Consider the following 25,042-nt stretch of genomic DNA (forward strand, 5'->3'; position numbering starts at 1 on the left):
TCTAGGACAGCATAGGATGAGGAATGGCGAGGCTCCACTGGTAATGGGTGGAAAGACTGACAATCCCGTGAAGGATGTGGCCGGGCTGGTGGCCTCGGCGCGGCTTGCCTCAAAAACAGGCCCGGCTCCGGTGCACCTGTGGAACCCGCCCTTTTGTGGCGATCTGGATATCGAGATCCGTGCCGATGGCAGCTGGTTCTATCTGGGCACGCCCATCGGCAGGCCGGAACTGGTGCGGCTCTTCGCCTCGATCCTGAAGCGCGAGGGCGACAGCTACTACCTTGTCACCCCGGCAGAAAAGGTGGGCATCCGCGTGCAGGACGCGCCCTTCATCGCCGTCGATGCCGAGATCGGGCAGGATGTCACCTTCACCACCAATATGGGCGAGACTATTGTGGCCGGTCCCGGTCATGCTGTCGAAATGCGCGGCACCGCAGATGCCCCTCGCCCCTATCTGCATGTGCGCAGCGGCCTTTATGCGCTGATCGACCGCAAGACCTTCTATCGACTTGCCCTTGCCGCCGAGCCGGATCAGAACGGGCAAGCGAGCCTGAAATCGGCCGGAATGACATTCTCGCTGGAGCCCTGACATGGCACGCATGGCGGCCAACCTGACCTATCTGTTCACCGAACTGCCCATGCTGCAGCGATTCGCAGCGGCACGCCGTGCCGGTTTCGACGGGGTCGAGATCCTGTTTCCCTATGACCTTGCCTCCAAGGACCTGGTCAAGGCGGCACAGACCGAGGGCATGGAATTCGTGCTGATGAACACGCCACCGCCGAACTGGGCGGGTGGTCCGCGCGGCTTTGCCGCCAAACCCGGCGGCGAGGCGCGCTTTCGCAGCGATTTCGACCGCGCCATGCGCTTTGCCAATGTGATGAAGGTGCGCCATCTGCATGTGATGGCCGGGCGCGCCAAGGGTCCGGCCGCGCGTCAGACCCTGATCGAGAACCTGAAATGGGCCGCCGCCCGTGCGCCCCAGCAAAGCCTGACCATCGAGCCGATCAACACCCGCGACAATCCGGGCTATTACCTCGACAGTTTCGAGCTTGCCGCCGAGATCGTGGCCGAAGTCGGCGCCCCCAATCTGGGCCTGCAATTCGACGCCTATCAGGCCCAGATGATCCACGGGCATGTCATGCCCCTGTGGGAACAACTGGCACCGCTGGCCCGTCATGTGCAGATCGCCGGCTGCCCCGGCCGGCATGAGCCAAGCTCGGGCAGCTTCGATTTCACCGGCTTCCTGCGCGCGTTGGAGGCCAGCAATTACGACGGCTGGATCGGCGCGGAATACCTGCCCAGCACCTCGACCAGCGCCGGAATAGACTGGCTGCGCTCGGCCTAATAGGCCGAGCTGCCGGTGCCCGCAGGCAACGCGCCATAGGGCAACCAGATCGTCTTGGTCCGACTGGCGGCTCGCAGGAAGGCCCGTCCCTGCGCGTTGGCATCAGACCAGTCGCGATGATCGGGCGACCAGACCGGGATCAGCGTCTGGGCGGCGGCCTGTTCGATCGCGGTGCGGCCAGCGCCATCCCCGACCTGCCAGATCGCGTTCACCCCGTCATGGCTGGCCAAGGCCCGGCCCAGTTCCTCGCGCGGGCCGGTGACGATATTGACCACGCCCCCCGGCACATCCGAACAGGCCAGCACCTGCGCCAGTGTCAGCGCCGCCATCGGCTGATCCTGCGAGGGGATCGCCACGACCGCATTGCCCATGGCGATGGCGGGCAGAACCAGCGACATCAGCCCGGCCAGCGGCGCGCCATTCGGAGCGATGATGCCCATCACCCCCTGTGGCTCGGGCTGGACATGGGTCAGGTGGCCCGGCTTGGCCGATACCGTCGCGCCGTCGAACTTGTCGGCATGCGCGGCATAAAAGAAGCAGCGGCGGATCGTCGCCTCGACCTCATCGGCGCTGGCAAAACCCGCGAATTCCGAACGCCGCAGGCCCAGATTCTCGGCCAGGAAATACAGGACCTGCGCGCGGCCATGCCCGCCCAGCCCCTGCCATTTGCCAAGCGCGCCTTGCGCGGCCTCGACGGCGTTGCGGATGTCCTTGCGACCGCCCAGCGGGATCAGTTCGTCCTGCGCACTGTAGCTGGCCCCGCCATCGGGGCGTTTCTGCGCGCCGCCGATATACAGCTTCACCGTACGGTCGATGCCCTCGCCGTCACCAGCCGCGCCATTCGGCATGGCCGAGATCGCGCCGGGCGCGGGATCACGGACCACGGCGGCGGCCGGAGCGGCCAGATAGTCCAGCATTCCCTCGCGCCCGCCCTCGCGGCCATAGCCGCTGTCGCGCACCCCGCCAAAGGGTGCGCCCGCGTCAAAGATATTGGCGCAGTTCACCCAGACCACGCCCGCCCTGATCTTGGCTGCCAGATCGGTCGCGACGGTAGCGCTTTCCGACCAGACCGAGGCCGCCAGACCGTAAGCGGTGTTATTGGCCAGATCGACGGCCTCATCCGGGGTGCGGAAGGTGGAAAGCGTGGCGATGGGGCCAAAGATTTCCTGCCGCATGCCCGGATTGGCCGGGGCGATGTTCTTCAGATAACCCGGCGCGATGAAGCACCCTTGCTGAGGCTGCCCGCCGACCAGCACTGCGCCTTCGCGGGTCGCCGCGCCAAGGATCGACAGGATGCGGTCCTTTTGCACCGGATCGACGATGGCGCCGATATCGGTCGACTTGTCCAAGGGCGGTCCGACGCGCAGCTTTTCCATCCTGCGGTGCAGCAGGGTTTCGAAGCGTTCCGCCACAGATTCCGCGACCAGAATGCGCGACCCGGCGCAGCAGACCTGCCCCTGATTGAACCAGATGGAATCGACGACGCCTTCGACCGCCGCGTCCAGATCGGCGTCGGGCATGACGACAAAGGGCGACTTGCCGCCCAGTTCCAGCGTCAGCTTGCGCCCCGTTCCGGCCAGCGCGCGGGCGATGCCGCGCCCGACCTCGGTCGAGCCGGTGAAGGCGATCTTGTCCACGGGTGAGCCGACCAGCGCGGCCCCGGTTTCGCCGTCGCCGGTGACGATGTTCACCACGCCTGCGGGCAGGCCGACATGGGCGCAGATCTCGGCAAAGGCCAAGGCGGTCAGCGGCGTATATTCGGCGGGCTTCAGGACGACCGTATTCCCGGCGGCCAAGGCGGGCGCGACCTTCCACGCCAGCATCAGCAATGGAAAGTTCCACGGGATTATCTGGCCGCAGACACCCAAGGGGGTATGGCCGGGGAATTCGCTGGCTGCGAGTTCCGCCCAGCCCGCGTGATGATAGAAATGCCGAACCACCAAAGGCACATCGATGTCGCGGCTTTCGCGGATCGGCTTGCCGTTATCCAGCGTCTCAAGCACGGACAGGAAACGCTCGCGCTTCTGGATGGTGCGGGCGATGGCATAAAGGAAACGCGCCCGGTCATGGCCCGACATCGCGCCCCAGCTCCGCGCAGCACGGCGGGCGGCGCGCACGGCTTTCGCCACGTCGCGACTGCTCCCTTGCGACACCTGCGCCAGCTCCTCGCCGGTCGAGGGATCGCGGGTGGCGAAAGTGTCGCCCGGTTTGGTGAAACGTCCCGCGATGAAATGGCCGAAGCTGCCGCGCGCGGCCAGCCATTCACGAACGGCCGATGCATCCTCGGTCGCGGGCCCGTATTCCATGCTTTCCATGATCTCGCCTACACTTGGCATCGTCATCTTATCCTGCTGCCAATCGGTGCGCGGCGGCATAGCGCCCCGTCACATGATGGGAAATCTGCCGCTCGATATCGCCAAGCAGCGAGCTTGCGCCAATGCGGAACAGATCGGGGCGCAGCCAGTCGCGGCCCAGTTCCTCAAGCATCAGCACCTGCCAGTTCAGCGCATCCTTGGCCGTACGCAAGCCGCCCGCGGGCTTGAAGCCCACGGCAAAGCCGGTCTGGTCGCGATAGTCGCGGATGGTGCGCAGCATGGTCAGGCTGACCGGCAGAGTCGCGTTGACCGGCTCCTTGCCGGTCGAGGTCTTGATGAAATCCGAGCCCGCCTGCATGGCGACATGGCTGGCCTTGGCGACGTTTTCCAGCGTCTTCAGCTCACCCGTGGCAAGGATCGACTTCATCAACGCAGCCCCGCAAGCCTCGCGCATGGCGCAAAGCTCATCGTAAAGCGCGGACCAGTTTCCTTGCAGAACATGAGCACGGCTGATCACGATGTCGATTTCATCGGCGCCCTGATCCAGCGCATAGCGGATCTCGGCCAGTCGCAGGTCTAGGGGCATCAACCCTGCCGGAAAGCCCGTCGCGACCGAGGCCACGGGCACGCCCGAGCCCTCAAGCGCGCGTTTGGCCGCCGCAACCATCGTCGGATAGACGCAGACCGCGCCGGTGGTCAGCCCCTGAACCCCAAGGGTCGCAAGCTGCCCAGCCTCGATCGGCGCGCGCGCCTTGGCGCAAAGCCGGGCCACGCGGTCCGGGGTGTCGTCCCCGGACAGGGTGGTCAGGTCGATGCAGCGCACCGCGTTCAGCAGCCACGCCGCCTGCCAATCCTTTTTCAGGCTGCGCCGCGCAGGCAGGCTGGCCGCCCGCCTTTCGCTGGCCGGGGTATTGATGCGAATGCCGTCGAACCACTCCATGCGCAGCGGCACGCCCGGATTGCGGCGGGTATGGCTGGCAACAGGTTTGCCGTTTTCCATGCTCAGCGTCCTCTGACCCAATCCCACCAGCGGCTGACCCGGCCACGGGCACGGTCACGCGCCGCATCCGCCTGCGCGTCGATGCGGTCCCAGGCCTCATCGGCAGAGCGGATCGCGGGCTCGATGCTGCGTTCGTGGAACTGGTTCCACATCCGCCACAGCATGAACAGCAGCACGCCCAGCACCAGCAGGATCAGCACCGCCGGCCAGTTGAACGGCCGCACATCCGGCCCCGCCACCGACCGGATCGAGATTGCATTGGGATAGATCGACAGCCACGACACCCGCCAGCCATAGGACGTGACGCTGACCCATTCCGGATTGGCCGAGGTCGATTTGCGATCGGTGGCCTGCGCATGCAGGTTCGAGCTGTCGTATTTGAAGTAAGGCGGCCAGATCCAGCCGGTGTCCTCATTGCGATAGACATAGGGGCGGCCATTCGGACGCACCGTGTCGATAAAGCGCACATCGCGCTGGCCCGCCGCGTTCTGCACCGTGCCAGCATCGGCCGAGGCATAGAAAATCGCATTCGCCCCGATATCGGTCAGACGATTGTAGGTGTTCGTGATCCGCACCGTCTGCCGCGAGGGCAAGGCGTAATCCAGAAACAGAAAGACGGTGATGCCGAACAGCACACCCAGGACAGTCAGGAACCAGCGCATCGGCGCCCTCTCAGTTGTAATTCACCAATACGATGATCACGACGATGGCGACCACCGGCAGGACCAGCACCAAAGCGACCAGCCGCGCCCGCAGGCTTTTGCTGAAGCCGATCATCGAACGCCTTATGAACTCGCGTCGTTCCGGCGAGTTGCCCGCCTTTTCGGGGTGACGCCGGTCCCATTCCTTTTCCAGCGCCTCGCGCCGCGTGCTGCGGATATAGACCGTCAGCAGGAAATAGAAAATCAGCTCGACCGCCAGCACCAGCCCGATCAACCGCAGCAAGGCCAACATCGTCAGGTTCTTTCCCGTAGGGACTGGGGATGGCTCATGCCGCCATGGAAGGGGTTGCCGCGCCAACTGTCAATGACCTGCATTCGGGATTCCCCCATCGCAAATGCTGTGGCATGATCCCCAAAAACCAAGGAAAACCGCCCGATGTCCGAACGCCTGTCGATCAGCGCCCTGGTCTTCTTTGCCATCATGGCCCTTCTGGCTGTCTATTTCGCCTTTGCCGCCGTGCAGGGACCATCCGGCGTGTTGCGGCGCGAACAGCTTAAGGCCGACACGCGCGAATTGGTCGCACAGCGCGACAAGCTGCAGGCCGAGGTCAACCGGATGAAGAACCTGACCCGCCGCCTGTCGGACGATTATCTGGATCTGGACCTGCTGGACGAACGCGCCCGCGATGTCCTTGGCTTTCTGCGCCCTGACGAAATCATCATCCGCTGATCCTGTTTCAGGCAGGCCCTGCATGGCTGCGGCCATTTTACGCAGGCGTCGCATATCGCAGGTTTACTTTTCCAGGAAGTCCATTCTAGAAGTAGTTTAACGCTGAACTATCCTGCGCTCAGGAGGAGGACCCTTTATGGTCAGAAAGCCCGCAGCCAAGGAAGTCCCGTCCAACGTTTCCAAGGACGAGCTTCTCAAACATTACCGCGACATGCTGCTGATCCGCCGATTCGAGGAAAAGGCCGGCCAGCTTTATGGCATGGGCCTGATCGGTGGCTTCTGCCACCTGTATATCGGGCAGGAAGCTGTGGTCGTCGGCCTCGAATCCGTGACCAAGGAAGGCGACAAGCGCATCACCTCGTATCGCGACCACGGGCACATGCTGGCCTGCGGCATGAGCGCGAATGGCGTCATGGCCGAGCTGACCGGTCGCGAAGGGGGCTACTCCCGCGGCAAGGGCGGCTCGATGCACATGTTCTCGCGCGAAAAACATTTCTACGGTGGCCATGGCATCGTCGCGGCGCAGGTTCCGCTGGGCGCGGGTCTGGCATTCGCCGACAAGTATCTGGGCAATGACAACGTCACCTTCACCTATTTCGGTGACGGCGCGGCGAACCAGGGCCAGGTCTATGAGACCTACAACATGGCCGAACTGTGGTCCCTGCCGGTCGTCTTCGTTATCGAGAACAACCAGTACGCCATGGGCACCTCGGTCAAGCGCTCGACCAAGTCGACGACGCTATTTGGCCGCGGCACCGCCTTTGGCATCCAGGGCGAGCAGGTCGACGGTATGGACGTACTGGCGGTCAAGGCTGCCGGCGAAAAGGCCGTGGCCCACTGCCGCGCGGGCAAGGGTCCCTACATCCTTGAAGTGATGACCTATCGCTATCGCGGTCACTCGATGTCCGACCCGGCGAAATACCGCTCGCGCGAGGAAGTGCAGAAGATGCGCGACGAACGCGACCCGATCGAGAACGTCCGCGAGCTGCTGCTGACCGGCAACCACGCGACCGAAGATGACCTCAAGGCCATCGACAAGGAAATCAAGGACATCGTGAACGAATCCGCCGAGTTCGCCAAGGAAAGCCCGGAACCGGCGCTGTCCGAGCTGTGGACCGATATTTATGCCGACGAGCTGCCGCAAGCCGCAGTCGCCAAGAACGCCTGACGGGGGACACAAACAGATGGCAACCGAGATTCTGATGCCCGCCCTGTCGCCGACCATGGAGGAAGGCACGCTGGCGAAATGGCTGAAAAAGGAAGGCGATGCGGTCAAGTCGGGCGATGTCATCGCCGAGATCGAGACCGACAAGGCCACGATGGAATTCGAAGCTGTGGATGAGGGCATCCTTGGCAAGATCCTGATCGCCGAAGGCGCGCAGGGCGTGAAGGTGAACACCCCCATCGCCATCCTCGTCGAAGAGGGCGAAAGCGTCGATGACGTGAAACCCGCAGCCGCCCCGGCGGCAGCCCCCGTCGCCGCACAGGCCGAAGCCCCCGCTGCCGCCGCACCGGTCGCCGCCAAGGCTGACCGTTCGCCCGACTGGCCGGAAGGCACGAAAATGAAAACCATGACCGTGCGGGAAGCCCTGCGCGAAGCCATGGAAGAGGAAATGACCCGCGACGAGACCGTCTTCCTCATGGGCGAGGAAGTCGGCGAGTATCAGGGCGCCTACAAGATTTCGCAGGGGCTTCTGGACAAGTTCGGCCCGCGCCGCGTCGTCGACACCCCGATCAGCGAAATCGGCTTTGCCGGTATCGGCACGGGTGCGGCCATGGCCGGCCTGCGTCCGATCGTCGAGTTCATGACCTTCAACTTCGCCATGCAGGCGGTTGACCACATCATCAACTCGGCCGCGAAGACGCTTTACATGTCCGGCGGCCAGATGGGCTGCTCGATCGTGTTCCGCGGCCCGAACGGTGCCGCCGCCCGCGTCGGCGCGCAGCACAGCCAGGACTATGCGGCATGGTATGCCCAGATCCCCGGCCTGAAGGTGGTGATGCCCTATTCGGCGGCGGATGCGAAAGGCCTGATGAAACAGGCGATCCGCGACCCGAACCCGGTCATCTTCCTTGAGAACGAGATCATGTATGGCCGCAGCTTCGAGGTCCCGGACCTTGAAGACTTCACCATCCCCTTCGGCAAGGCCCGCATCGCCCGCGAGGGCAAGGACGTGACCCTTGTCAGCTTCGGCATCGGCATGAGCCACGCGCTTGACGCCGCCGAGAAACTGGCCGCCGAGGGCATCGAGGCCGAGGTCATCGACCTGCGCACCCTGCGTCCGCTGGATTATGACAGCATCATCGCCTCGGTGCAGAAGACCAACCGCCTCGTCACCGTCGAGGAAGGTTTCCCGGTCGCTTCGATCGGCAACCATATCTCGGCCTATGTCATGGAAAACGCGTTCGACTATCTCGACGCACCGGTGATCAACTGCACCGGCAAGGACGTGCCCATGCCCTATGCCGCGAACCTTGAAAAGCTCGCCCTGATCACCTCGGACGAGGTTGTCGCGGCGGTGAAAAAAGTCACCTACAAGTAAGGGGAACGCGAGATGCCGACAGAAATCCTGATGCCCGCGCTCTCCCCCACGATGGAGGAAGGCACGCTGGCCAAATGGCTGGTGAAGGAAGGCGACGAGGTCAAATCCGGCGATGTCATCGCCGAGATCGAGACCGACAAGGCCACGATGGAATTCGAGGCCGTGGACGAAGGCAAGATCGGCAAGATCCTGATCGCCGAGGGCACGGCCGGGGTGAAAGTGAACACCGCCATCGCCGTCCTGCTGGAAGAGGGGGAAAGCGCCGATGCGATCAGCGCGGCACCCGCTGCGAAAGCCGCCGCCGCCCCGAAAGCCGAGGCGGCAGCGCCCGCCCCGGCAGCCGCCAGCGCCCCTGCCCCGGCAGCGCCCAAGGCCGCCGACGGCAACCGCATCTTTGCCTCGCCGCTGGCGCGCCGCATTGCGGCTGACAAGGGCATCGATCTGGCTGGTGTGACGGGTTCCGGCCCTTACGGTCGCATCGTCAAGGCGGATGTCGAAGGCGCGAAACCCGGCGCGGCCAAACCCGCCGTCGCCGCCGAGGCCCCGAAAGCCGCCCCTGCCGCGGCAGCGGCCCCCGCCGCTGGTCCCTCGACGGAAACCATCCTCAAGATGTATGCCGATCGCGAGACCACCGAGGTCGCGCTGGACGGGATGCGCCGCACCATCGCAGCGCGCCTGACCGAGGCCAAGCAGACCATCCCGCATTTCTATCTGCGCCGCTCGGCCAAGCTGGATGCGCTGATGGAATTCCGCGCCATGCTGAACAAGCAGCTGGACAGCCGCGGCGTGAAGCTTTCGGTCAACGACTTCATCATCAAGGCCTGCGCTTTGGCCCTGCAGGAAGTGCCGGACGCCAATGCCGTCTGGGCGGGCGACCGCATCCTGAAGCTGAAGCCCTCGGACGTGGCGGTTGCCGTCGCCATCGAAGGCGGGCTGTTCACCCCGGTCCTGAAGGACGCGCAGCAAAAGACGCTGTCCGCCCTGTCTGCCGAGATGAAGGATCTGGCCACGCGCGCCAAGTCGAAGAAGCTTGCGCCCCATGAGTATCAGGGCGGCAGCTTTGCGATTTCGAACCTTGGCATGTTCGGGATCGAGAATTTCGACGCGGTCATCAACCCGCCGCACGGCGCGATCTTGGCCGTGGGCGCAGGCATCCAGACCCCGGTCGTCGAGAATAGCGAAGTGGTCATCCGCAACGTCATGTCGATGACGCTGTCGGTCGACCACCGTGTCATCGACGGCGCGCTGGGTGCGCAGCTTCTGGCAAAGATCGTCGGCCATCTGGAAAACCCGATGGGCATGCTGGCCTGATCCAGATCAGCCAAGGAATGCAAAAGGGGGCCATCGAGGCCCCCTTTTTCATCTCAGTGCTTACGCACTTCGGGGCTGGCTGCGGGGCTGTTCACCCCGATCCAGCGCCTGAGCAGACCGCCCGCGCCGATCTGCCCGCCATGGATGACCGAGAAAAGCGAAGGCACGAACAGTAGCGACAGCAGCGTCGACAGCAGCAGCCCTCCGATCACGGCAATCGCCATCGGCGCGCTGAACTCGGCGCCTTCGCCCGTGCCCAACGCGGACGGAACCATCCCCGCGGTCATCGCGATCGTGGTCATCACGATGGGACGGGCGCGTTTATGCACCGCGTCCAAGATCGCCACCCGCTTTTCCGTGCCGCGATCCATCGAGGACAGCGCGAATTCGACCAGCATGATGGCGTTCTTGGTCACGATGCCCATCAGCATCAGGAAGCCGATGACCACCGCCATGCTGATCGAATTGCCGGTCAGAAACAGCGCAAGGATCGCTCCGCCAATCGCCAGCGGCAGCGACATCAGGATGGAGACCGGCGTCACGAAGTTATGGAACAGCAGCACCAGCACGACATAGGTCAGCATCACGCCCGAGATCATCGCCACGGCAAAGGCCTGAAACACCTCGCCCATGATCTCGGCATCGCCTGCGGGCTGGATCGCGGTTCCGGGCGGCAATTCGACCTTGGCTTGCAGATCGGTGACCTGCGTGGTCACCGGACCCAGCAGCGCGCCTTCGGCCAGATTGGCGGTGACAGCGGTGCGGTAGCGCTTGTCATAGCGCCCGATCTCGGTCGCCCCAGCGGAAATCGAGACATCGGCCACCGCCTCTAGCGGCACCTGTCCAGCCGAACTTGGCACGCGCAGATTGCGCACCGTCATCAGGTCGCGCCGCGCGCTGTCGTCCAGGCGCACCACAATCGGGATCTGCTCATCACCGGTGTTGAACTTGGCCAGATTCGATTCCGTGTCGCCCAAAGTCGCCACCCGCAGGGTGGTGGCCAGGGCGCTGGCGGTCACCCCCAGCTCGGCCGCCACCGCATCGCGCGGATGGATCTGCAATTCGGGGCGCTGCAATGCCGCCGATGAGGTCACCCCCTCAAGGCTGGGCAGGGTCTTCATCGCGGCCATCAGGCGCTCGGCAGCCTCAGCGGTCGCGTCCTCTGTATCGCCCAGAACCGAGATCTCGAAATCGCTGGCGCCGTTCTCGTTCAGGAAGTTCATCCGCAGGTCGGGGATCTGCGCCAGATCATGCTTCAGCGCCTCCTCGATCTGGAAGCTCGACCGTTCGCGCTCGGTCTTTGAGCCGTAATTGACCATGATCTTGGCATCCGAGACGTTCGGATCGCCACCACTGACAAAAACCGAACGCACCTCGGGCTCTTCGGCGATCCGGGTCGAGATGGTGCGCGCCGCGTCGATGGTTTCCTCGACCGTCGCGCCGGGCGGCAATTCGATCGAGATCTGGCTGCGTCCGACATCCTGCGCCGGCACGAATTCGGTGGGCAGAAGCGTCGCCGAAAAGATCGACGCGGCAAAGACCCCGATCCCCATCAGCAGGGTCAGGAAGCGGTGGCGCAGCGTCCAGCGCAGGATGCCCATCAGAAGCCGCATCAAGATGCCGTCCTTGGCCTCTTCGACATGGGCGACATCGCGCAGGAAATAGGCAGCCAGCATCGGCGTGATCAGCCGCGCGACCAGCAGCGAGAACAGCACCGAGACCGCCACCGTCAGCCCGAACTGCTTGAAATACTGACCCGGAATGCCGCCCATGAAGCTGACCGGGGCAAAGACCGCGACGATCGAGAAGCTGATCGCGATGACGGTCAGACCGATTTCATTCGCGGCCTCCATGCTGGCCTCATAGGCGGGCATGCCCATGTTGATATGGCGCACGATGTTTTCGATTTCGACGATGGCATCGTCGACAAGGATGCCCGTGACCAGCGTGATCGCCAGCAGGCTGATGCCGTTCAGGGTGAAGCCCAGTTGCTGCATCACAAAGAAGGTCGGGATGACCGAAAGCGGCAGTGCCACCGCCGCGATCAGCGTGGCGCGCCAGTTGCGCAGGAACAGAAAGACCACGATCACCGCAAGGGCCGCGCCCTCATACAGCGTGTCCATGGTCGAATGGTAATTCGCCTCGGTATGGGTGGTGGCGTCGTCGATCAGATCGATGCTGACGCCGGGATTGCGTTCCATGATCTGCGCGACCCGCGCCTTGGTCCCATCGCCCGCGACCAGATCCGAGGCGCCCTTGGCGCGGAAGATCCCGAATGCGACCACGGGCTGCCCCTCCAACAGAGCAAAGCTGCGCGTCTCGCTGGGGCCTTCGCTGACCGTGCCGATCTGGTCCAGACGGATCGTGCGCCCCTGCCCGATCAGGATCGGCGTCGCCGCCAACCGCCCCACATCCGAGGCAGAACCCAGCGTGCGGATGGCGAATTCGGTCCCGGCCAGATCGCCTCGCCCGCCGCCCATGTCGATATTCTTGGCCCGCAACTGGTCCGAGATTTCCGCCGCCGTCAGTCCGAATGCCTGCATCCGGCCCGCGTCCAGTTCGACATTGATCTGACGATCCGCCCCGCCGATACGGGTGATGCTGGCGACGCCCGCCACGGTCGACAGGTCGCGCGCCACCACGTCATCTACGAAATCCGACAGCGCCTCCATGGTCTTGGTCGGGTCGCTGACGGCATAGGTCAGGATCGCCATACCCGCGATATCGATGCGCTGGATCACCGGCTCGACAATCGATTCCGGCAGGTCCGAACGCACCTTGGCCACTGCGTCCTTGACGTCGTTCATCGCTCGGTCGGTGTCGGTCTCAAGTTCAAACTCAACGGTGATCGAGGCCGAACTGTCCGTCGCGGTCGAGTAGATATGCCGCACCCCGGTGATCGAGGCGATGGAATCCTCGATCGGCTGGATCACCTGTCGCGTCAGCTCCGAGGGCGCGGCACCGGGCTGCGCAACGGACACGCTGACCACAGGCAGGTCGATATTCGGCATGGCCGTGACCGGCAGGCGGCTGAAGCTGTAAAGCCCGATCAGCACCAGCACCAGAAAGGCGGCGATCGACGGGACCGGCTGACGGATGGACCAGGTCGAGAAGTTCATTCCGCTGCGTCCTTCGCGGGCAGGACCCGAATCGGGTCGCCGTCACGGAAGAATGCCCCAGCCCGCGCGATCACCTCATCGCCGGGCTGAAGCCCTTCGAGGATCTCGCGCTTGCCCTGCCAGACCAGACCGGCGCGGATCGCCCGCGTCTGCACCACGCCATCCTTAACGATCTGGACGCGTTCGCCCTGATCGTCGGCCAGCACCGCGCCCGCGGGAACCGTCACCGCGTCGCGCCGGTCGGTGATGACCCAGCCGCTGGCGAACAGCCCGATGCGCAGCCGCGGATCGGATGGCAATGAGATGCGCGCCCGACCCAGCCGTGTCACCGGGTCGATCACGGCGGGAACCAACCGCACCTTGCCCTTGATCATGCCCTGCCCGGTCAGTTGCACCTCGACCTCATCGCCGGGCTCGATCTGGACCAGGGCGGTTTCGATCACGTCGGCGGCCAGCTCGACCTCTCCGCGCGCGATCATGATGAACATGGGATCGCCGCCCTGACCGGACAGCGCGCCGATTTCCGCATTGCGGGTGGCGATGACGCCATCGACGGGGGCAAGGATGCGGGTATGGCGCAGGTTCAGCTCGGCAATGCGGCGGGCGGCGGCGGATTGGGCCAGCTGCGCCTTGGCCACCGCCAGCCCGTCCAGCGACGATTGCGCCGAGGCCCGCGCCGAGGCCTCGGTCGCGATCACCTCATCCAGCACCGATTGCGCGGTATTGCCGCTTTTGCGCAGGGCGACGGTCCGCTCAAGCTGCGACTGGGCCTGCACCAGCGTCGCCTTGCTGCTGGCGATCTGGCTTTCGGCCTGACTGACGCTGGCGGTCGCACGTTCGAATTCGGCGGTGGCCTGCGCCACCTGTGCGGTCAGGGATTCGTCGTCCAGCACCACCAGCACATCGCCGGCCTTCACCCGGTCGCCGATCTCGGCATGGATCTCGCGGATTTCGTAGCCCGAGACGCTGGCATGGATCTGCACCGGCTCACGCGCCACCAGCGATCCGGTGACGGGCACGCGGGCCTCGATCGTCTCACGCTTGGCCTTGGCGGCTGTCACCACCGGGATTTCCTTGCTGACCACGGCGGCGTCTGCCTCATTGGCCTCGGCAGCCAAAGGCAGCGGCATGTGGCTAAGGCCAATACCTATCATCATGGCGGCAATCTGCCGGCCAATCCCTGTCATCTTGCCTGTCCTCCAGCTTCTTGCGCCTGGTGGGGATCGACGCGCCTGCTTCTATATAGGGTTCTCTCGCCCGCGTCCTAGAACGTGACGGAAACTCCGGGCAGGCGCAATTCCGCGATCAGGTCGCGCAACTCTTGCCGGGCGGCGATATTGGACATGCTCAACTGTTCGGTGCCGATGTCCTTGAGATCCAGCAGCGTCAGGCCGCGTGGAAACAGCTCGCGGAAGATCACCCGTTCGGAAAAGCCGGGGGCGACGCGAAATCCGATGCGCTTGGACAGCGTGTCCAGCGCGCCGCCGACCTTGCGCTTGTTGTGCATCTGCTGCGTGCCAAGGCGGTTTCTCAGCACCAGCCAGTCGATCGGCCCCGCCCCGGCTTGGCCCCGCAACTGCCGCGCGCTCCAGACCATCTCGGCATAGATCGAGGGGCCAAGGATGCGCCCATCGGGCGACAGCCGCGCCAGCAGGTCGAAATCGATGAAGCTGTCGTTCATCGGCGTGATCAGCGTATCGGCCAGCGTATGCGCCATCTGGCTCAGCTTGGTATGAGAGCCGGGGCAGTCCAGCAGGATGAAATCGCAGTCGGGCTCCAGCGTCTCGATCGCGCGGGACAGCGGGTCGATCCCGTCGCTTTCCGGTTCAAGATGGCCCAGTCGCGGGGTCGGCAGATCCAGCCCCTCGCTTTGGGTGAAGTGGCTCCGGTTTTCCAGATAGCGGCCAAAACTGCGCTGGCGCACGTCAAGATCCAGCGCGCCCACCCGATGGCCCAGCCGCGCCAATGCCGTCGCCACATGCATCGAGGTGGTGGATTTGCCCGAGCCACCCTTCTCGTTCCCGACGACGATGATATGCGCCATGCATCCCCCAAGAAACGGCGTTCCGCTTTGGACAATAGGCAGCGCCGTGCGCGTTGGAAAGCGTGCCGCACGGACGAATCGGCGCGACTGCGGCATATCTGGAACAACCCCCGACATGCAGGCACATCCGGTTAACGCGATGATCTGGCCGCAATATTTAACACGATAAGTCTAGTAGATATTTATCTTGCAAAAGACGACAAGACATGTCGTAATAAACCTGTCGAAAACGCCATGAGGCAGCGCCAGAGGAACCAGACATGTCGATGCTGAACCACCTGTCGGCTTTCGCCGATCGCGCGATCCGGGCCACGGTGCCCCATTCGCCCCGCTATGCGGTGTCGTTGATCGACCGCAATTCGGGCAGGCCGCATATGATTTCCGGCGTGCCGCTGGTGCTTTTGACCACAACCCCGCGTGAGACCTCGGTTGACCTGATGCGCAACCGCGACCCCTCGCGCTGGGACACCTTTATTGAGCGCATGGACAGCAAGGGAGCCTTCCAATGATCCGTTTCAGCCTTCCGACCATCCTGCCCGAAGCGCCGCCAGCATTCGCCACCATCGCGCTGTCGAAATACCAAAGTGCGCAAGGCCCGGTTCTGCGCACCTATCGCGACGGCCGCGTGGTCATCGATACCGGTCGCGGAGCGCTGACCGGCAGGCCCCTGGGCGCGGGACGGGTAGTGTCTCCGATCTGGTCGCCGCTGTTTCTTGGCATGTGACGCGGATCACCCAGGGGTCTTGGAGTATCCGGGCGCCTTCCCTCTCATCGCGGCCCGCCCACCGCCGCGACGCAGCCCGGAATAAGAAACGCCGCCCCAAGGGGCGGCGTTTCCGTATTTAGCACTGGCGTAAGGCTCAGAAGCCCAGGCCGGCGTATTTGTTTTTGAACTTCGACACGCGGCCGCCAGCATCCAGCAGCTTGGCCGAACCGCCGGTCCATGCCGGGTGAACGGTCGGGTCGATGTCCAGCGACATCACGTCGCCTTCTTTGCCCCAGGTCGAGCGGACCTGATAGACGGTCCCGTCGGTCATCTTGACGTCGATGACGTGGTAGTCGGGGTGAATTTCTTTTTTCATGGCGCGTTTCCTCAGGCCTTGGCGTCAGCTTTGGGCTTGTAGTTGGTGACCTCGGCGATACGTGCCGATTTACCGCGACGATCACGCAGGTAGTACAGCTTGGCGCGACGGACGCGGCCACGGCGGACAACGGTGATCGAGTCGACGTTGGTCGAGTACAGCGGGAAGACGCGCTCGACACCCTCGCCGAACGAAATCTTGCGCACGGTGAAGGACGCGCTGATGCCGCCGCCCTTGCGCGAGATCACAACGCCTTCATACATCTGGACGCGCGAACGCGTGCCTTCGGTGACTTTGTAGCCGACGCGGATGGTGTCGCCAGCCTTGAAGTCCGGAATTTCTTTGCCGAGCGCAGCGATCTGCTCGGCTTCGAGTTGGGCGATCAGGTTCATCGCTTGGGATCCTCTGGTTGCTCGCGGTAGCTCCGCGATTGGTCTGATGCGCCCGAGAGCTGTCGGTCCTTTGCCGGGTCCATATGAGTTTCCTCATATGCCCGCCACAGGTCGGGGCGGCGTTCCTTGGTCAGCCTTTCGGCCATATCGCTCCGCCAATTGGCAATAGCCGCGTGATTTCCCGAGAGCAGGACTTCCGGGATCGCGCGGCCTTCCCAAAGGGCGGGCTTCGTGTACTGAGGGTGCTCAAGCAGACCGTCGGAAAAGGATTCCTCGGCCAGCGACTCCTGATTCCCCAGCACGCGCGGTATAAGGCGAACCGTCGCGTCGATCAAGACCTGAGCGGCAAGTTCTCCGCCGGTCAGGACATAGTCGCCAATGCTGATTTCCTCGACATTATGGGCATCCAGCACGCGCTGGTCGACGCCCTCGAAGCGGCCGCAGATCAGGGTCATGCCGGGACCGTTCGCCAATTCGCGGGCGCGGGCCTGGGTAAAGGGCTTGCCGCGCGGCGACAGATAGATCACCGGCAGGTCCGACCCAGCCTCGCGCAGCGCCGCGTCCATGACATCGGCGCGGATCACCATGCCCGCCCCGCCGCCTGCGGGCGTGTCGTCGACATTGCGATGCTTGCCAATGCCGAAGGGGCGCAGGTCGGTGGTCCGCAGGTTCCACAAGCCTTCGGCCAGCGCCTTGCCGGTCAGGGACAGGCCAAGGATGCCCGGAAAGGCTTCGGGGAACAGGGTCACGATCTGGGCAGTCCATGCACCGCGCACCTGCGGCTCGGCCATCAGCTCGCGCGGTTGCAGGCTGGCGCGGATCGACATGCGGCCATGCGACTTCGTGCCAATCGCCGTCGCGCCATGCGACTTGGACCCTGCAGCTTTCGGTTCGTCGGTCATGCGCGGTGGAACTTCAGCAGATTGGCCGCGGCGGCGATCAGCGCGCCGGCAATCGCCGCGCCGACCGGAGCAGCGGGGGCAATGGCCATGGGCGCGGCCAGCCCGCCCAGATACCACAGGCCCAGCACCACAGCGCCACAGATCAGGATGCCCTGCGCCATGATGCGCGCGCTTGGCTGGATATTGCGCCCGGCGACCAGCGGGATCGAACCCGCCAGCAGGATCGGTGCAAAGATATAGGCATTCGGGTTGGCGCTGCCGCTCAGGCCCTGCAAAAGCGGGCCAGCCAGCATCAACGCGTAACCGATGACCAGAAGGACCAGTCGCGTCATTCGGTCTCCTCCTGCTCGTCTTCGTCTTCCTCGGGCGGGTCGGCGACGATGCGACCGGCCGCGATGTCCACGGTGGGGACAAAGGCGCGGGTGAAGGGCAGCAGCAAGGTCTGCTTGCGACCCGGGCCAAAGATTTCAAGGATATCGCCCGCGCCGTGGTCATAGACCGCGCGGACCTTGCCGATCAGTACGCCGCCCGCGTCATAGACGGACAGGCCGATCAGATCGGTGTGGTAGAATTCATCATCCGGCAACGCCGGCAGCTTGTCGCGGTCCGCCCAGAGGGTGACGCCTTTCAGCGCCTCGGCATCGTCGCGCGTCTCGACGCCCGAAAGCCGGGCGCCAAGCCCGCCCGTCACCGGCCGCGTGAGGCGGACGGTGAACGAGCGCTTGCCATCCTCGGACCAGAGCGGACCATAGGCGGCGATGTCATTGGGTGTCGAGGTGAAGCTTTTCAGCCGCACCTCGCCCCGGACGCCAAAGGCGCCCGCGATCGCGCCGACGCAGATCCGCTCGGTCATCGGAGATTATTCCGAAGCGACTTCGGCAGCGGCAGCGGCGCGAGCAGCGCGCTTCTCGGCACGGTCTTTCGCAGCTTTGCCCGGCTCACCTTTTTTCAGGTTCTTGCGCTCGGTTTTCGGGGTCACGCCAGCGGCTTCCAGGAAGCGGGCAACGCGGTCGGTCGGCTGTGCGCCTTGACCCAGCCAGTACTGGACGCGCTCGATGTCCATCTTGATGCGGTCTTCGGAGTCTTTGGCCAGCAGCGGGTTGTAGGTGCCCAGCTTCTCGAGGAAACGGCCATCGCGCGGCATGCGCGAGTCGGTCGCGACGATTGCGTAGTGCGGGCGTTTCTTCGAGCCACCACGGGCCAGGCGGATTTTCATAGCCATTTGGTTTTCTCCTTTGAAATGGCGGTGTTGTGGTGTGCTGAAGCACACCCTACGGGGTTGGCGTAGGGTGCGCTTCAGCGCACCTATGCTTGGTATTGCTCGTGATGCCGGATCACTTCGGCGATCACGAAGTTCAGGAATTTGCGCGCGAATTCCGGGTCGAGATCGGCCTCGCGCGCGAGGCGTTCCAGCCGCTCGATCTGCTGCGCCTCGCGGGCGGGATCGGACGGAGGAAGATCGTGGTCGGCCTTCAGAAGGCCAACGGATTGGGTGTGCTTGAACCGCTCGGCCAGCGTATAGACAAGGATCGCGTCCAGCCTGTCGATGCTGGCGCGATGTTCCTTCAACAGGGTGGCTGCGCGGGCGGTCTGCTCAGTCATGAAGGTCTCCGGGCTGGGTGCGCGAGGAGCGCATCGGGCGTACACAGGGGATACACAGGCTGTCATCCATCATCACGCGGTCCCCATCGGATGGCGGTAGATGATGCAGGTCGTGCCGCGGATCGAGGTCTCGGATTCCGGCACCGCACCAAGACGCTCGGCCAGACGGCGCGAACGCAGGTTCTCGGGCGCGATCAGCGAGATCAGTGGCCCCAGCCCCATGACCCCATGTGCATGAGCGCGCGCAGCCAGCGCCGCCTCATAGGCGATGCCGCGGCCCTCGAAACCTTCATAAAGATGCCAGCCCAGTTCCGGCTCGGGCCAGTCGATGTGATGGCCGATACCGGTACGACCGGCGACAAGGCCGGTGGCCTTGTCCTGAATCATCCACCAGCCATAGCCGCGGATGATCCAATGGCCGATCATGGAACTCAGCGAGGTCCAGCTTTTCCATTCCGGCATCGGGCCGCCGACATGGCGCGAGCGCTCGGACAGGCCAAAGGCAGTGATGGCATCCAGATCGTCGAAACGCGGCGCGCGCAGGATCAGGCGATCGGTCTCGATCACCGGAACATCCGCGCGCAGGGTTTCGATCTTGTGCGACATCACTTCTTACCGAACAGCCCCGACAGGCCACCGGGCAGGTTCAGACCGCCCAGCTGGCCTCCCAGACCCTTGGAGTCCTGCAGCATCTTGGTCGCCTCGGCCATTTGCGCCGGATCGACATTGGCCATGTCGGGCAGACCGCCGCCCTTGCCAGCCATGGCGCGCATGGCTTGCTTCAGCATGCCGCCCTTGCCCATCTTGCCCAGCTTCTTCATCGTGTCGGCCATCTGCTTCTGCATTTTCAGCAGCTTGTTCAGCTCTGACACATCCATGCCAGCGCCTGCGGCGATGCGCTTCTTGCGGCTGGCCTGCAGCAGGTCGGGATTGGCCCGTTCCTTCTTGGTCATCGAGTTGATCAGCGCGATCTGACGCTTCAGCGCGCGGTCGTCGAAACCGGCGGCCTCGGCCTGCTTGGCCATTTTGCCCATGCCCGGCATCATGCCCATGATGGACTGCATCCCGCCCATCTTCATCATCTGCTCAAGCTGGTTCTTCAGGTCGTTCATATTGAACAGACCCTTCTGGAAGCGCTTCATCATGCGCTCGGCCTGTTCGACCTCCAGCACTTCCTGCGCTTTCTCGACCAGCGCGACGATGTCGCCCATGCCAAGGATACGGCCCGCGATCCGATGCGCGTCGAAGACCTCGATCGCGTCCATCTTTTCGCCCAGACCGACAAAGCGGATCGGCTTGCCGGTGACGGCGCGCATCGAAAGCGCCGCACCGCCGCGGCCGTCGCCGTCCATCCGGGTCAGGACGACGCCGGAAATGCCGACCTTGCCGTCGAATTCGGTGGCGACATTGACCGCGTCCTGGCCGGTCAGACCATCGACGACCAGCAGCGTCTCGCGCGGGTTGGCGACGTCACGGACAGCCTGAACCTCGTCCATCAGGACTTGGTCGATATGCAGACGGCCTGCGGTATCGAGCATATAGACGTCATAGCCGCCCAGCGTCGCCTGCTGCTTGGCGCGCTTGGCGATCTGCACGGCGTTTTCGCCCGGAACGATCGGCAGCGTGTCGACGCCGACCTGCTGGCCCAGAATCGCCAGCTGCTCCATTGCGGCGGGGCGCTGGGTGTCCAGCGAGGCCATCAGCACGCGCTTCTTCTCGCGGTCCTTCAGGCGCTTGGCCAGCTTGGCGGTGGTGGTGGTTTTACCCGAGCCCTGCAGACCGACCATCAGGATCGGTGCGGGCGGATTGTCGATGCGCAGCGCGTCGGGCGCATCTTCGCCCTGCAGGACCTTGATCAGCTCGTCATGGACGATCTTGACGACCTGCTGGCCGGGGGTGATCGATTTGGTGACGGCAGCACCGGTGGCCTTGGCGGTGACCGATTTCACGAAGCTGCGGGCGACCGGCAGCGAGACGTCGGCCTCGAGCAGGGCGACGCGGACTTCGCGCATAGCGGCGGTGACGTCATCCTCGGACAGCGCGCCCTGCTTGGTCAGCCGGTCGAATACGCCGCCAAGACGGTCGGACAGATTTTCAAACATCGGCGGCCCTCCGTAGGTCGGTTTCCGTTCACCCCGCGAGACCCGAGGCTTGATAAGCAGTAACGCCCCCGTGGGCGCAACGCGCTGACGGGGGGCGATCCCCGCGCCTTGCGGGGACCGGAAGGGCGTCCTTCCGGGAATTCCGCGACCTGATACGAAAAAACGGCCCCCGAGTCAACGAAGGCCGTCTTTATGTGAATCAGCCGGGATCAGGCGGCGATACGCTCCAGCGCCTCATGCGCGCGGGCAAGGCCGGCATCGCGGTCAAAGGCCAGACGGTCGGCGGGCACGAAGTCCACATCGGTGATGCCGATGAAGCCAAGGATATGGCGCAGATAGCCCGAGGCGAAGTCCAGATCCGACCCGATCGGCGTGCCAGCCGAGGTATAGGCGATTATGGCGCGCTTGCCTTTCAGCAGGCCTTCGGGGCCTTCGGCGGTGTAACGGAAGCTGACACCGGCGCGGGCGATCTGGTCCAGCCAGTTTTTCAACTGCGCGGTGATGGTGAAATTGTAGATCGGCAGGCCGATCACCAGAACATCGGCGTCCTGCACTTCCTTCAGATAGGCGTCCGAGGTCGCGATCAGCGCCTGCTGTTCAGCGGTCGGGTTTTCCGGCGACAGGCGGACAGCCTGGAACCAGTCATTGTTGATCGCGGGCACGCCTTCGGCGAGGTCGCGATAGGTGACGGTGGCGTCGGGGTTATCAGCTTGCAGCTTGGCGGTGATGGTAGCGGTCAGCTGGCGCGAGACCGAGGCATCGCCGGTAATCGCGCTGTCGATATGGAGGATGTTCATCTGCGGTCTCCGCTGTTCGAGTTGTGAGGCTGAGATAGGGCTTTGCACGGATGAACAAAATGGCGATATTTGCGCATGAACTGTGCGAATATGCACAGTGGAGGTTCTGAGCGCATGGAAACGGAAAGCTGGGACGATATCCGGGCGGCGCTGGCAGTGGCACGCAGCGGCACGGTCAGCGGCGCGGCACAGGTGCTGGACGTGCATCATGCCACGGTGATCCGCCGCATCGACGCGCTGGAGGCGCGTCTGGGCGCGCGCCTGTTTCAGCGCCATGCCCGCGGCTACACCCTGACCGAGGCCGGACGCCTGCTGCTTGAGGCAGGCGCAGCAGCCGAGGCGCGGTTTTCGCAGATGGCGGCGCGGATCTCGGGGACCGGGGAGCGCATCGAGGGCGAAATCACCGTGACCTCGGTTCAGGGCATGTCGGATCTGGTGATGCCGCGGCTGGTCGCGCTGATGCGCCAGCATCCAGGGCTGCGGCTGAACTACACCACCGACACCCGCCTGTTCCGGCTGGACGCGGGCGAGGCCCATGTCGCCATCCGCGCCGGGGCGAAGCCGGTCGAGCCGGATTACGTGGTCAGCCCATGGCTGCGGCTGGCGGCCAGCCTTTATGCCTCCGAGGGGTATCTGGCCCAGCACGGGCCGGTCACCGACCCTTCGGCGCATCGCTTCATCATTCCCGGCGCCGAATCCCGCCCCGCCCCACATATGCGCTGGCTGGCCGCGCATCTGCCCGCGGCGAATATCGCCATGATCAGCAATGACGCCGACGCGCGGCTGGCAGCGATCCGGGCCGGGCTGGGTCTGGGCTGGCTGCTGCCGGGCGAGGTCGACGACCTGACCGAGGTGATGTCCCTGCCCGACTGGGAATCGCAGCTTTGGCTGGTCAGCCATGTCGACCTGCACCGCTCGCCCAAGGTGCAGGCGGTGCTCAAGGCGCTGCGCGGCTGACAGCCCTTGTATCGGCCCGGCATTTGGCGATGCTCGCGCCCGCATCAAGAGGGGCACGGAATGGCGGATACGGCAATGCCACAGGAACGGATCGAGGCGCTGCGCGGTCATGCCGCGATGCTGGCATTCTCGGTGCTGATTGCGGGATCGTTCTCGCTGGGCGCGCGGGCCGCGAACCTGATCGACCCGACCGCGATCTCGGCGGCGCGTTTCGTGATCGCGGCGGGGGTGATTGCGGGCTTTGCCTTTGCCGGGCCGGGAATCCCGCGTCAGGCGCTGCGCGCGCCATGGCGCTACCTGCTGCTGGGCGGGCTGTTCGCAGCCTATTTCGTCCTGATGTTCGAGGGGCTGAAGACCGCCCTGCCCGTCTCGGCCGCGGCGGTATTCACGCTGACGCCGGTGATGTCGGCGGGCTTCGGCTGGCTGCTGCTGCGCCAGCGGATGACCGGGCGGCTGGCGATGGCACTGGCGCTGGGGGCGGCGGGCTCGCTTTGGGTGATCTTTCGCGGCGATATCCATGCGTTGCGGCGGCTGGATTTCGGCCGGGGCGAGGCGATCTATCTGCTGGGCTGCGTGGCGCATGCGCTTTACACACCGATGGTGCGCCGCCTGAACCGGGGCGAGACGCCGCTGGTCTCGACCTTCGGGACGCTGGTCGCCGGGGCGGCGCTATTGAGCATCTGGGGCTGGCGCGCGATCCTTGAAACCGACTGGGCGAACCTGCCGGCGCTGGTCTGGGTAACGCTGATCTATGTCGCGATCTGCGCCAGCGCGATGACCACGCTGCTGGTGCAATACGCGACCATGCGCCTGCCCGCCGCCAAGGTCATGGCCTATACCTATCTGACGCCCGCATGGGTGCTGCTGCTGGAATCGGCGCTGACCGGCGCCGCCCCGGCATCCGCCATGCTGCCGGGATTTGCCGCGACCATCGTGGCGCTTCTTTTGCTGCTGAAGGACCAGCGGCATTGAAGAAAAAGATGGGTATTTAAGAAACGAAGAAACCGTTTGCTGTTTCGCCCGGGCCGAGCGCAGCAGGATTGCCACATCTGCTGGCAATCGCAGCCTGACACGCGCCGCGACCATTCGTGCCATTTGAGACATCGCTGAACGATGCTAGCCTGAGGCCAGAACAGCCACAAATGGCCGGAGACAGTGATGATCACCCGCCGCTCTGCGTTGGCCATTCTGGCCGGGACCCTTGCGGCTCCGGCCCTGGCCAGTCCGGGCAAGAGCCCCGCCTTTGCCGAGATGGCCTATGCCGGCCATTCGCCGCGCAATTTGATGGATATCTATCTGCCGCGGGGCAGCGGCCCCTTTCCGGTCCTGCTCGACATTCATGGCGGAGGGTTCCTGACCGGCGACAAGCGCGACCTTGCCGTGCCCCAGCAGGTTCTGGACCATGGCGTCGCTATCGTCCGCATGAATTATCGCCTGTCGAACCAGGCCCGCTGGCCCGCCCAGCATGAGGACGTGCTGTCCGCCGCCGCCTTCCTGCAATCGCGCGGACAGGAATTGAACCTTGCGCCGGACCGGATCGCGCTGGGTGGACGCTCGGCCGGGGCGTTCCTGGCGGTGTCGGCGGCGCTCAGCATGGTGCAGGCGGGACGGCCACCCGCAGCCGTCGTCAATTTCTATGGCCCGATGGATTTCGGCAGCATGGATGCGGACATGGCCCGGCTGGGTCTGAAGATGCATCGCCCGCCTGCCGATTCCGCCGAAAGCGTCGAGTCTCTGCTGGTCGGCTATGCCGTGGGTGAGCGCCGACAGGAGGCCACCGCCATGGGTCCGGTCGGACGGCTGAACGCCATCGGACAGGGCGTGACCCTGCCCGCGCTGATGATCCGCCACGGCCTGATCGACAATATCGTCGCCGCCGAGCAGGCCCAGCATCTGCGCACCGCATGGGCCGAGGTCGATCCGCATGCCGAGATCGACTTCGACCTGCTCGCTGGCGAAGGCCACGGCACCGCCGCCTTTGGCAGCCAGAAGGTGCTGGGCGATCTGGCAGCATTCCTTGTCCGCAACCTCCGGATCAAGGCGGACGGCTGAAACGGCCCGGAACATCGGGTCGGCGCGTGACGCGTGTTTCACCGTTTCTTAAATACCCATTCTTCTGCGCTAACCGTGCAACCCGC

Annotated in this window: 28 protein-coding genes; 11 read left to right on the top strand and 17 right to left on the bottom strand. The window is 64.5% G+C overall.

The window, feature by feature from the left end; genetic code table 11:
- Positions 1-43 precede the first annotated feature (43 nt).
- Positions 44-589, top strand: coding sequence for a DUF1285 domain-containing protein (locus GL300_RS11310; protein WP_155039720.1), 546 nt, complete (start codon positions 44-46; stop codon positions 587-589).
- 1 nt (position 590) lies between these two features.
- Positions 591-1,346, top strand: a complete 756-nt coding sequence (locus GL300_RS11315; protein WP_155039721.1) for a hydroxypyruvate isomerase family protein — start codon at positions 591-593, stop codon at positions 1,344-1,346.
- On the opposite strand, the gene GL300_RS11320 is transcribed toward GL300_RS11315, so the two are convergent.
- Genes GL300_RS11320 through GL300_RS11335 form a run of 4 tightly spaced genes read right to left on the bottom strand, consistent with a single transcriptional unit; the run spans position 1,343 to position 5,615 of the window.
- Positions 1,343-3,682 carry an aldehyde dehydrogenase family protein gene (locus GL300_RS11320; protein WP_155039786.1) on the bottom strand — a complete coding sequence of 780 codons (2,340 nt, stop codon included), beginning with the start codon at positions 3,680-3,682 and terminating at the stop codon, positions 1,343-1,345. The two genes, GL300_RS11315 and GL300_RS11320, sit on opposite strands and share 4 nt — an antisense overlap.
- A 7-nt stretch (positions 3,683-3,689) precedes the next feature.
- A complete protein-coding gene (deoC, locus tag GL300_RS11325) occupies positions 3,690-4,661 on the bottom strand; it encodes a deoxyribose-phosphate aldolase (protein ID WP_155039722.1) in 972 nt (323 codons plus the stop codon).
- A gap of 2 nt (positions 4,662-4,663) precedes the next feature.
- Entirely contained in the window at positions 4,664-5,323 is a 660-nt protein-coding gene (locus GL300_RS11330; protein WP_155039723.1) for a DUF1523 family protein, read from the bottom strand.
- A 10-nt stretch (positions 5,324-5,333) separates the two neighbouring features.
- Positions 5,334-5,615, bottom strand: a complete 282-nt coding sequence (locus GL300_RS11335; RefSeq protein ID WP_155039724.1) for a hypothetical protein — start codon at positions 5,613-5,615, stop codon at positions 5,334-5,336.
- Between the two features lie 144 nt (positions 5,616-5,759).
- Between GL300_RS11335 and GL300_RS11340 the strand changes: the two genes are divergently transcribed.
- From GL300_RS11340 to GL300_RS11355, 4 genes are all read left to right on the top strand, one after another.
- The gene (locus tag GL300_RS11340; protein WP_155039725.1) at positions 5,760-6,053 is read left to right on the top strand and encodes an FtsB family cell division protein; all 294 of its coding nucleotides are present in this window, start codon (positions 5,760-5,762) and stop codon (positions 6,051-6,053) included.
- Positions 6,054-6,189: 136 nt separating this feature from the next.
- Complete coding sequence (gene pdhA, locus GL300_RS11345; RefSeq protein WP_155039726.1) at positions 6,190-7,221, top strand: pyruvate dehydrogenase (acetyl-transferring) E1 component subunit alpha; 1,032 nt, start codon at positions 6,190-6,192, stop codon at positions 7,219-7,221.
- Between the two features lie 16 nt (positions 7,222-7,237).
- A complete protein-coding gene (locus tag GL300_RS11350; RefSeq protein ID WP_155039727.1) occupies positions 7,238-8,596 on the top strand; it encodes a pyruvate dehydrogenase complex E1 component subunit beta in 1,359 nt (452 codons plus the stop codon).
- A gap of 12 nt (positions 8,597-8,608) precedes the next feature.
- Complete coding sequence (locus GL300_RS11355; RefSeq protein ID WP_155039728.1) at positions 8,609-9,907, top strand: pyruvate dehydrogenase complex dihydrolipoamide acetyltransferase; 1,299 nt, start codon at positions 8,609-8,611, stop codon at positions 9,905-9,907.
- A gap of 53 nt (positions 9,908-9,960) precedes the next feature.
- Here the strand turns inward: GL300_RS11355 and GL300_RS11360 are convergent, their stop codons facing one another.
- The 3 genes from GL300_RS11360 to GL300_RS11370 form a co-directional block, all read right to left on the bottom strand.
- Positions 9,961-13,026, bottom strand: coding sequence for an efflux RND transporter permease subunit (locus tag GL300_RS11360; protein WP_155039729.1), 3,066 nt, complete (start codon positions 13,024-13,026; stop codon positions 9,961-9,963).
- Positions 13,023-14,213 (bottom strand): efflux RND transporter periplasmic adaptor subunit, encoded by a 1,191-nt coding sequence (locus GL300_RS11365; RefSeq protein ID WP_246195149.1) that lies wholly within the window; start codon positions 14,211-14,213, stop codon positions 13,023-13,025. The genes GL300_RS11360 and GL300_RS11365 overlap by 4 nt, the downstream gene beginning before the upstream one ends.
- A gap of 77 nt (positions 14,214-14,290) precedes the next feature.
- On the bottom strand, positions 14,291-15,070 hold the full coding sequence (locus tag GL300_RS11370; protein WP_155039730.1) for a division plane positioning ATPase MipZ: 780 nt from the start codon (positions 15,068-15,070) through the stop codon (positions 14,291-14,293).
- Between the two features lie 260 nt (positions 15,071-15,330).
- Between GL300_RS11370 and GL300_RS11375 the strand changes: the two genes are divergently transcribed.
- The gene (locus GL300_RS11375; RefSeq protein WP_155039731.1) at positions 15,331-15,579 is read left to right on the top strand and encodes a hypothetical protein; all 249 of its coding nucleotides are present in this window, start codon (positions 15,331-15,333) and stop codon (positions 15,577-15,579) included.
- Positions 15,576-15,794 (top strand): hypothetical protein, encoded by a 219-nt coding sequence (locus GL300_RS11380; protein ID WP_155039732.1) that lies wholly within the window; start codon positions 15,576-15,578, stop codon positions 15,792-15,794. Before GL300_RS11375 ends, GL300_RS11380 begins: the two co-directional genes overlap by 4 nt.
- 136 nt (positions 15,795-15,930) lie before the next feature.
- Here the strand turns inward: GL300_RS11380 and rpmE are convergent, their stop codons facing one another.
- The 10 genes from rpmE to GL300_RS11430 form a co-directional block, all read right to left on the bottom strand.
- Positions 15,931-16,152: a 50S ribosomal protein L31 gene (gene rpmE, locus GL300_RS11385; RefSeq protein ID WP_155039733.1), complete on the bottom strand. Its 222-nt coding sequence runs from the start codon at positions 16,150-16,152 to the stop codon at positions 15,931-15,933.
- 11 nt (positions 16,153-16,163) lie between these two features.
- A complete protein-coding gene (rplS, locus tag GL300_RS11390) occupies positions 16,164-16,544 on the bottom strand; it encodes a 50S ribosomal protein L19 (protein WP_155039734.1) in 381 nt (126 codons plus the stop codon).
- On the bottom strand, positions 16,541-17,446 hold the full coding sequence (trmD, locus tag GL300_RS11395) for a tRNA (guanosine(37)-N1)-methyltransferase TrmD (protein WP_155039735.1): 906 nt from the start codon (positions 17,444-17,446) through the stop codon (positions 16,541-16,543). The genes rplS and trmD overlap by 4 nt, the downstream gene beginning before the upstream one ends.
- A complete protein-coding gene (locus tag GL300_RS11400) occupies positions 17,443-17,778 on the bottom strand; it encodes a hypothetical protein (RefSeq protein ID WP_155039736.1) in 336 nt (111 codons plus the stop codon). The genes trmD and GL300_RS11400 overlap by 4 nt, the downstream gene beginning before the upstream one ends.
- Positions 17,775-18,299: a ribosome maturation factor RimM gene (rimM, locus tag GL300_RS11405; RefSeq protein WP_155039737.1), complete on the bottom strand. Its 525-nt coding sequence runs from the start codon at positions 18,297-18,299 to the stop codon at positions 17,775-17,777. The genes GL300_RS11400 and rimM overlap by 4 nt, the downstream gene beginning before the upstream one ends.
- A 6-nt stretch (positions 18,300-18,305) precedes the next feature.
- Positions 18,306-18,668 carry a 30S ribosomal protein S16 gene (rpsP, locus tag GL300_RS11410; RefSeq protein ID WP_155039738.1) on the bottom strand — a complete coding sequence of 121 codons (363 nt, stop codon included), beginning with the start codon at positions 18,666-18,668 and terminating at the stop codon, positions 18,306-18,308.
- A gap of 83 nt (positions 18,669-18,751) precedes the next feature.
- Positions 18,752-19,048: a chorismate mutase gene (locus GL300_RS11415; RefSeq protein WP_155039739.1), complete on the bottom strand. Its 297-nt coding sequence runs from the start codon at positions 19,046-19,048 to the stop codon at positions 18,752-18,754.
- A 72-nt stretch (positions 19,049-19,120) separates the two neighbouring features.
- On the bottom strand, positions 19,121-19,654 hold the full coding sequence (locus GL300_RS11420; protein ID WP_155039740.1) for a GNAT family N-acetyltransferase: 534 nt from the start codon (positions 19,652-19,654) through the stop codon (positions 19,121-19,123).
- Positions 19,654-21,150 (bottom strand): signal recognition particle protein, encoded by a 1,497-nt coding sequence (gene ffh, locus GL300_RS11425; RefSeq protein WP_155039741.1) that lies wholly within the window; start codon positions 21,148-21,150, stop codon positions 19,654-19,656. Before ffh ends, GL300_RS11420 begins: the two co-directional genes overlap by 1 nt.
- 209 nt (positions 21,151-21,359) lie before the next feature.
- Complete coding sequence (locus tag GL300_RS11430; protein WP_155039742.1) at positions 21,360-21,947, bottom strand: FMN-dependent NADH-azoreductase; 588 nt, start codon at positions 21,945-21,947, stop codon at positions 21,360-21,362.
- Between the two features lie 114 nt (positions 21,948-22,061).
- Between GL300_RS11430 and GL300_RS11435 the strand changes: the two genes are divergently transcribed.
- From GL300_RS11435 to GL300_RS11445, 3 genes are all read left to right on the top strand, one after another.
- A complete protein-coding gene (locus tag GL300_RS11435) occupies positions 22,062-22,904 on the top strand; it encodes a LysR family transcriptional regulator (RefSeq protein WP_155039743.1) in 843 nt (280 codons plus the stop codon).
- 60 nt (positions 22,905-22,964) lie between these two features.
- Positions 22,965-23,876: a DMT family transporter gene (locus GL300_RS11440; protein WP_155039744.1), complete on the top strand. Its 912-nt coding sequence runs from the start codon at positions 22,965-22,967 to the stop codon at positions 23,874-23,876.
- Between the two features lie 186 nt (positions 23,877-24,062).
- Positions 24,063-24,956 carry an alpha/beta hydrolase gene (locus GL300_RS11445; RefSeq protein WP_155039745.1) on the top strand — a complete coding sequence of 298 codons (894 nt, stop codon included), beginning with the start codon at positions 24,063-24,065 and terminating at the stop codon, positions 24,954-24,956.
- Positions 24,957-25,042: the final 86 nt, after the last annotated feature.

Source organism: Paracoccus litorisediminis (genome assembly GCF_009711205.1).
GTDB lineage: Bacteria > Pseudomonadota > Alphaproteobacteria > Rhodobacterales > Rhodobacteraceae > Paracoccus > Paracoccus litorisediminis.

Excerpts from the sequence above, each read along its gene's own strand:
- GL300_RS11310 (WP_155039720.1), top strand. The coding sequence starts at position 44 with ATGGGTGGAAAGACTGACAATCCCGTGAAGGATGTGGCCGGGCTGGTG.
- GL300_RS11315 (WP_155039721.1), top strand. The coding sequence starts at position 591 with ATGGCACGCATGGCGGCCAACCTGACCTATCTGTTCACCGAACTGCCC.
- GL300_RS11320 (WP_155039786.1), bottom strand. The coding sequence starts at position 3,682 with ATGCCAAGTGTAGGCGAGATCATGGAAAGCATGGAATACGGGCCCGCG.
- deoC (WP_155039722.1), bottom strand. The coding sequence starts at position 4,661 with ATGGAAAACGGCAAACCTGTTGCCAGCCATACCCGCCGCAATCCGGGC.
- GL300_RS11330 (WP_155039723.1), bottom strand. The coding sequence starts at position 5,323 with ATGCGCTGGTTCCTGACTGTCCTGGGTGTGCTGTTCGGCATCACCGTC.
- GL300_RS11335 (WP_155039724.1), bottom strand. The coding sequence starts at position 5,615 with ATGTTGGCCTTGCTGCGGTTGATCGGGCTGGTGCTGGCGGTCGAGCTG.
- GL300_RS11340 (WP_155039725.1), top strand. The coding sequence starts at position 5,760 with ATGTCCGAACGCCTGTCGATCAGCGCCCTGGTCTTCTTTGCCATCATG.
- pdhA (WP_155039726.1), top strand. The coding sequence starts at position 6,190 with ATGGTCAGAAAGCCCGCAGCCAAGGAAGTCCCGTCCAACGTTTCCAAG.
- GL300_RS11350 (WP_155039727.1), top strand. The coding sequence starts at position 7,238 with ATGGCAACCGAGATTCTGATGCCCGCCCTGTCGCCGACCATGGAGGAA.
- GL300_RS11355 (WP_155039728.1), top strand. The coding sequence starts at position 8,609 with ATGCCGACAGAAATCCTGATGCCCGCGCTCTCCCCCACGATGGAGGAA.
- GL300_RS11360 (WP_155039729.1), bottom strand. The coding sequence starts at position 13,026 with ATGAACTTCTCGACCTGGTCCATCCGTCAGCCGGTCCCGTCGATCGCC.
- GL300_RS11365 (WP_246195149.1), bottom strand. The coding sequence starts at position 14,213 with ATGACAGGGATTGGCCGGCAGATTGCCGCCATGATGATAGGTATTGGC.
- GL300_RS11370 (WP_155039730.1), bottom strand. The coding sequence starts at position 15,070 with ATGGCGCATATCATCGTCGTCGGGAACGAGAAGGGTGGCTCGGGCAAA.
- GL300_RS11375 (WP_155039731.1), top strand. The coding sequence starts at position 15,331 with ATGTCGATGCTGAACCACCTGTCGGCTTTCGCCGATCGCGCGATCCGG.
- GL300_RS11380 (WP_155039732.1), top strand. The coding sequence starts at position 15,576 with ATGATCCGTTTCAGCCTTCCGACCATCCTGCCCGAAGCGCCGCCAGCA.
- rpmE (WP_155039733.1), bottom strand. The coding sequence starts at position 16,152 with ATGAAAAAAGAAATTCACCCCGACTACCACGTCATCGACGTCAAGATG.
- rplS (WP_155039734.1), bottom strand. The coding sequence starts at position 16,544 with ATGAACCTGATCGCCCAACTCGAAGCCGAGCAGATCGCTGCGCTCGGC.
- trmD (WP_155039735.1), bottom strand. The coding sequence starts at position 17,446 with ATGACCGACGAACCGAAAGCTGCAGGGTCCAAGTCGCATGGCGCGACG.
- GL300_RS11400 (WP_155039736.1), bottom strand. The coding sequence starts at position 17,778 with ATGACGCGACTGGTCCTTCTGGTCATCGGTTACGCGTTGATGCTGGCT.
- rimM (WP_155039737.1), bottom strand. The coding sequence starts at position 18,299 with ATGACCGAGCGGATCTGCGTCGGCGCGATCGCGGGCGCCTTTGGCGTC.
- rpsP (WP_155039738.1), bottom strand. The coding sequence starts at position 18,668 with ATGGCTATGAAAATCCGCCTGGCCCGTGGTGGCTCGAAGAAACGCCCG.
- GL300_RS11415 (WP_155039739.1), bottom strand. The coding sequence starts at position 19,048 with ATGACTGAGCAGACCGCCCGCGCAGCCACCCTGTTGAAGGAACATCGC.
- GL300_RS11420 (WP_155039740.1), bottom strand. The coding sequence starts at position 19,654 with ATGTCGCACAAGATCGAAACCCTGCGCGCGGATGTTCCGGTGATCGAG.
- ffh (WP_155039741.1), bottom strand. The coding sequence starts at position 21,150 with ATGTTTGAAAATCTGTCCGACCGTCTTGGCGGCGTATTCGACCGGCTG.
- GL300_RS11430 (WP_155039742.1), bottom strand. The coding sequence starts at position 21,947 with ATGAACATCCTCCATATCGACAGCGCGATTACCGGCGATGCCTCGGTC.
- GL300_RS11435 (WP_155039743.1), top strand. The coding sequence starts at position 22,062 with ATGGAAACGGAAAGCTGGGACGATATCCGGGCGGCGCTGGCAGTGGCA.
- GL300_RS11440 (WP_155039744.1), top strand. The coding sequence starts at position 22,965 with ATGGCGGATACGGCAATGCCACAGGAACGGATCGAGGCGCTGCGCGGT.
- GL300_RS11445 (WP_155039745.1), top strand. The coding sequence starts at position 24,063 with ATGATCACCCGCCGCTCTGCGTTGGCCATTCTGGCCGGGACCCTTGCG.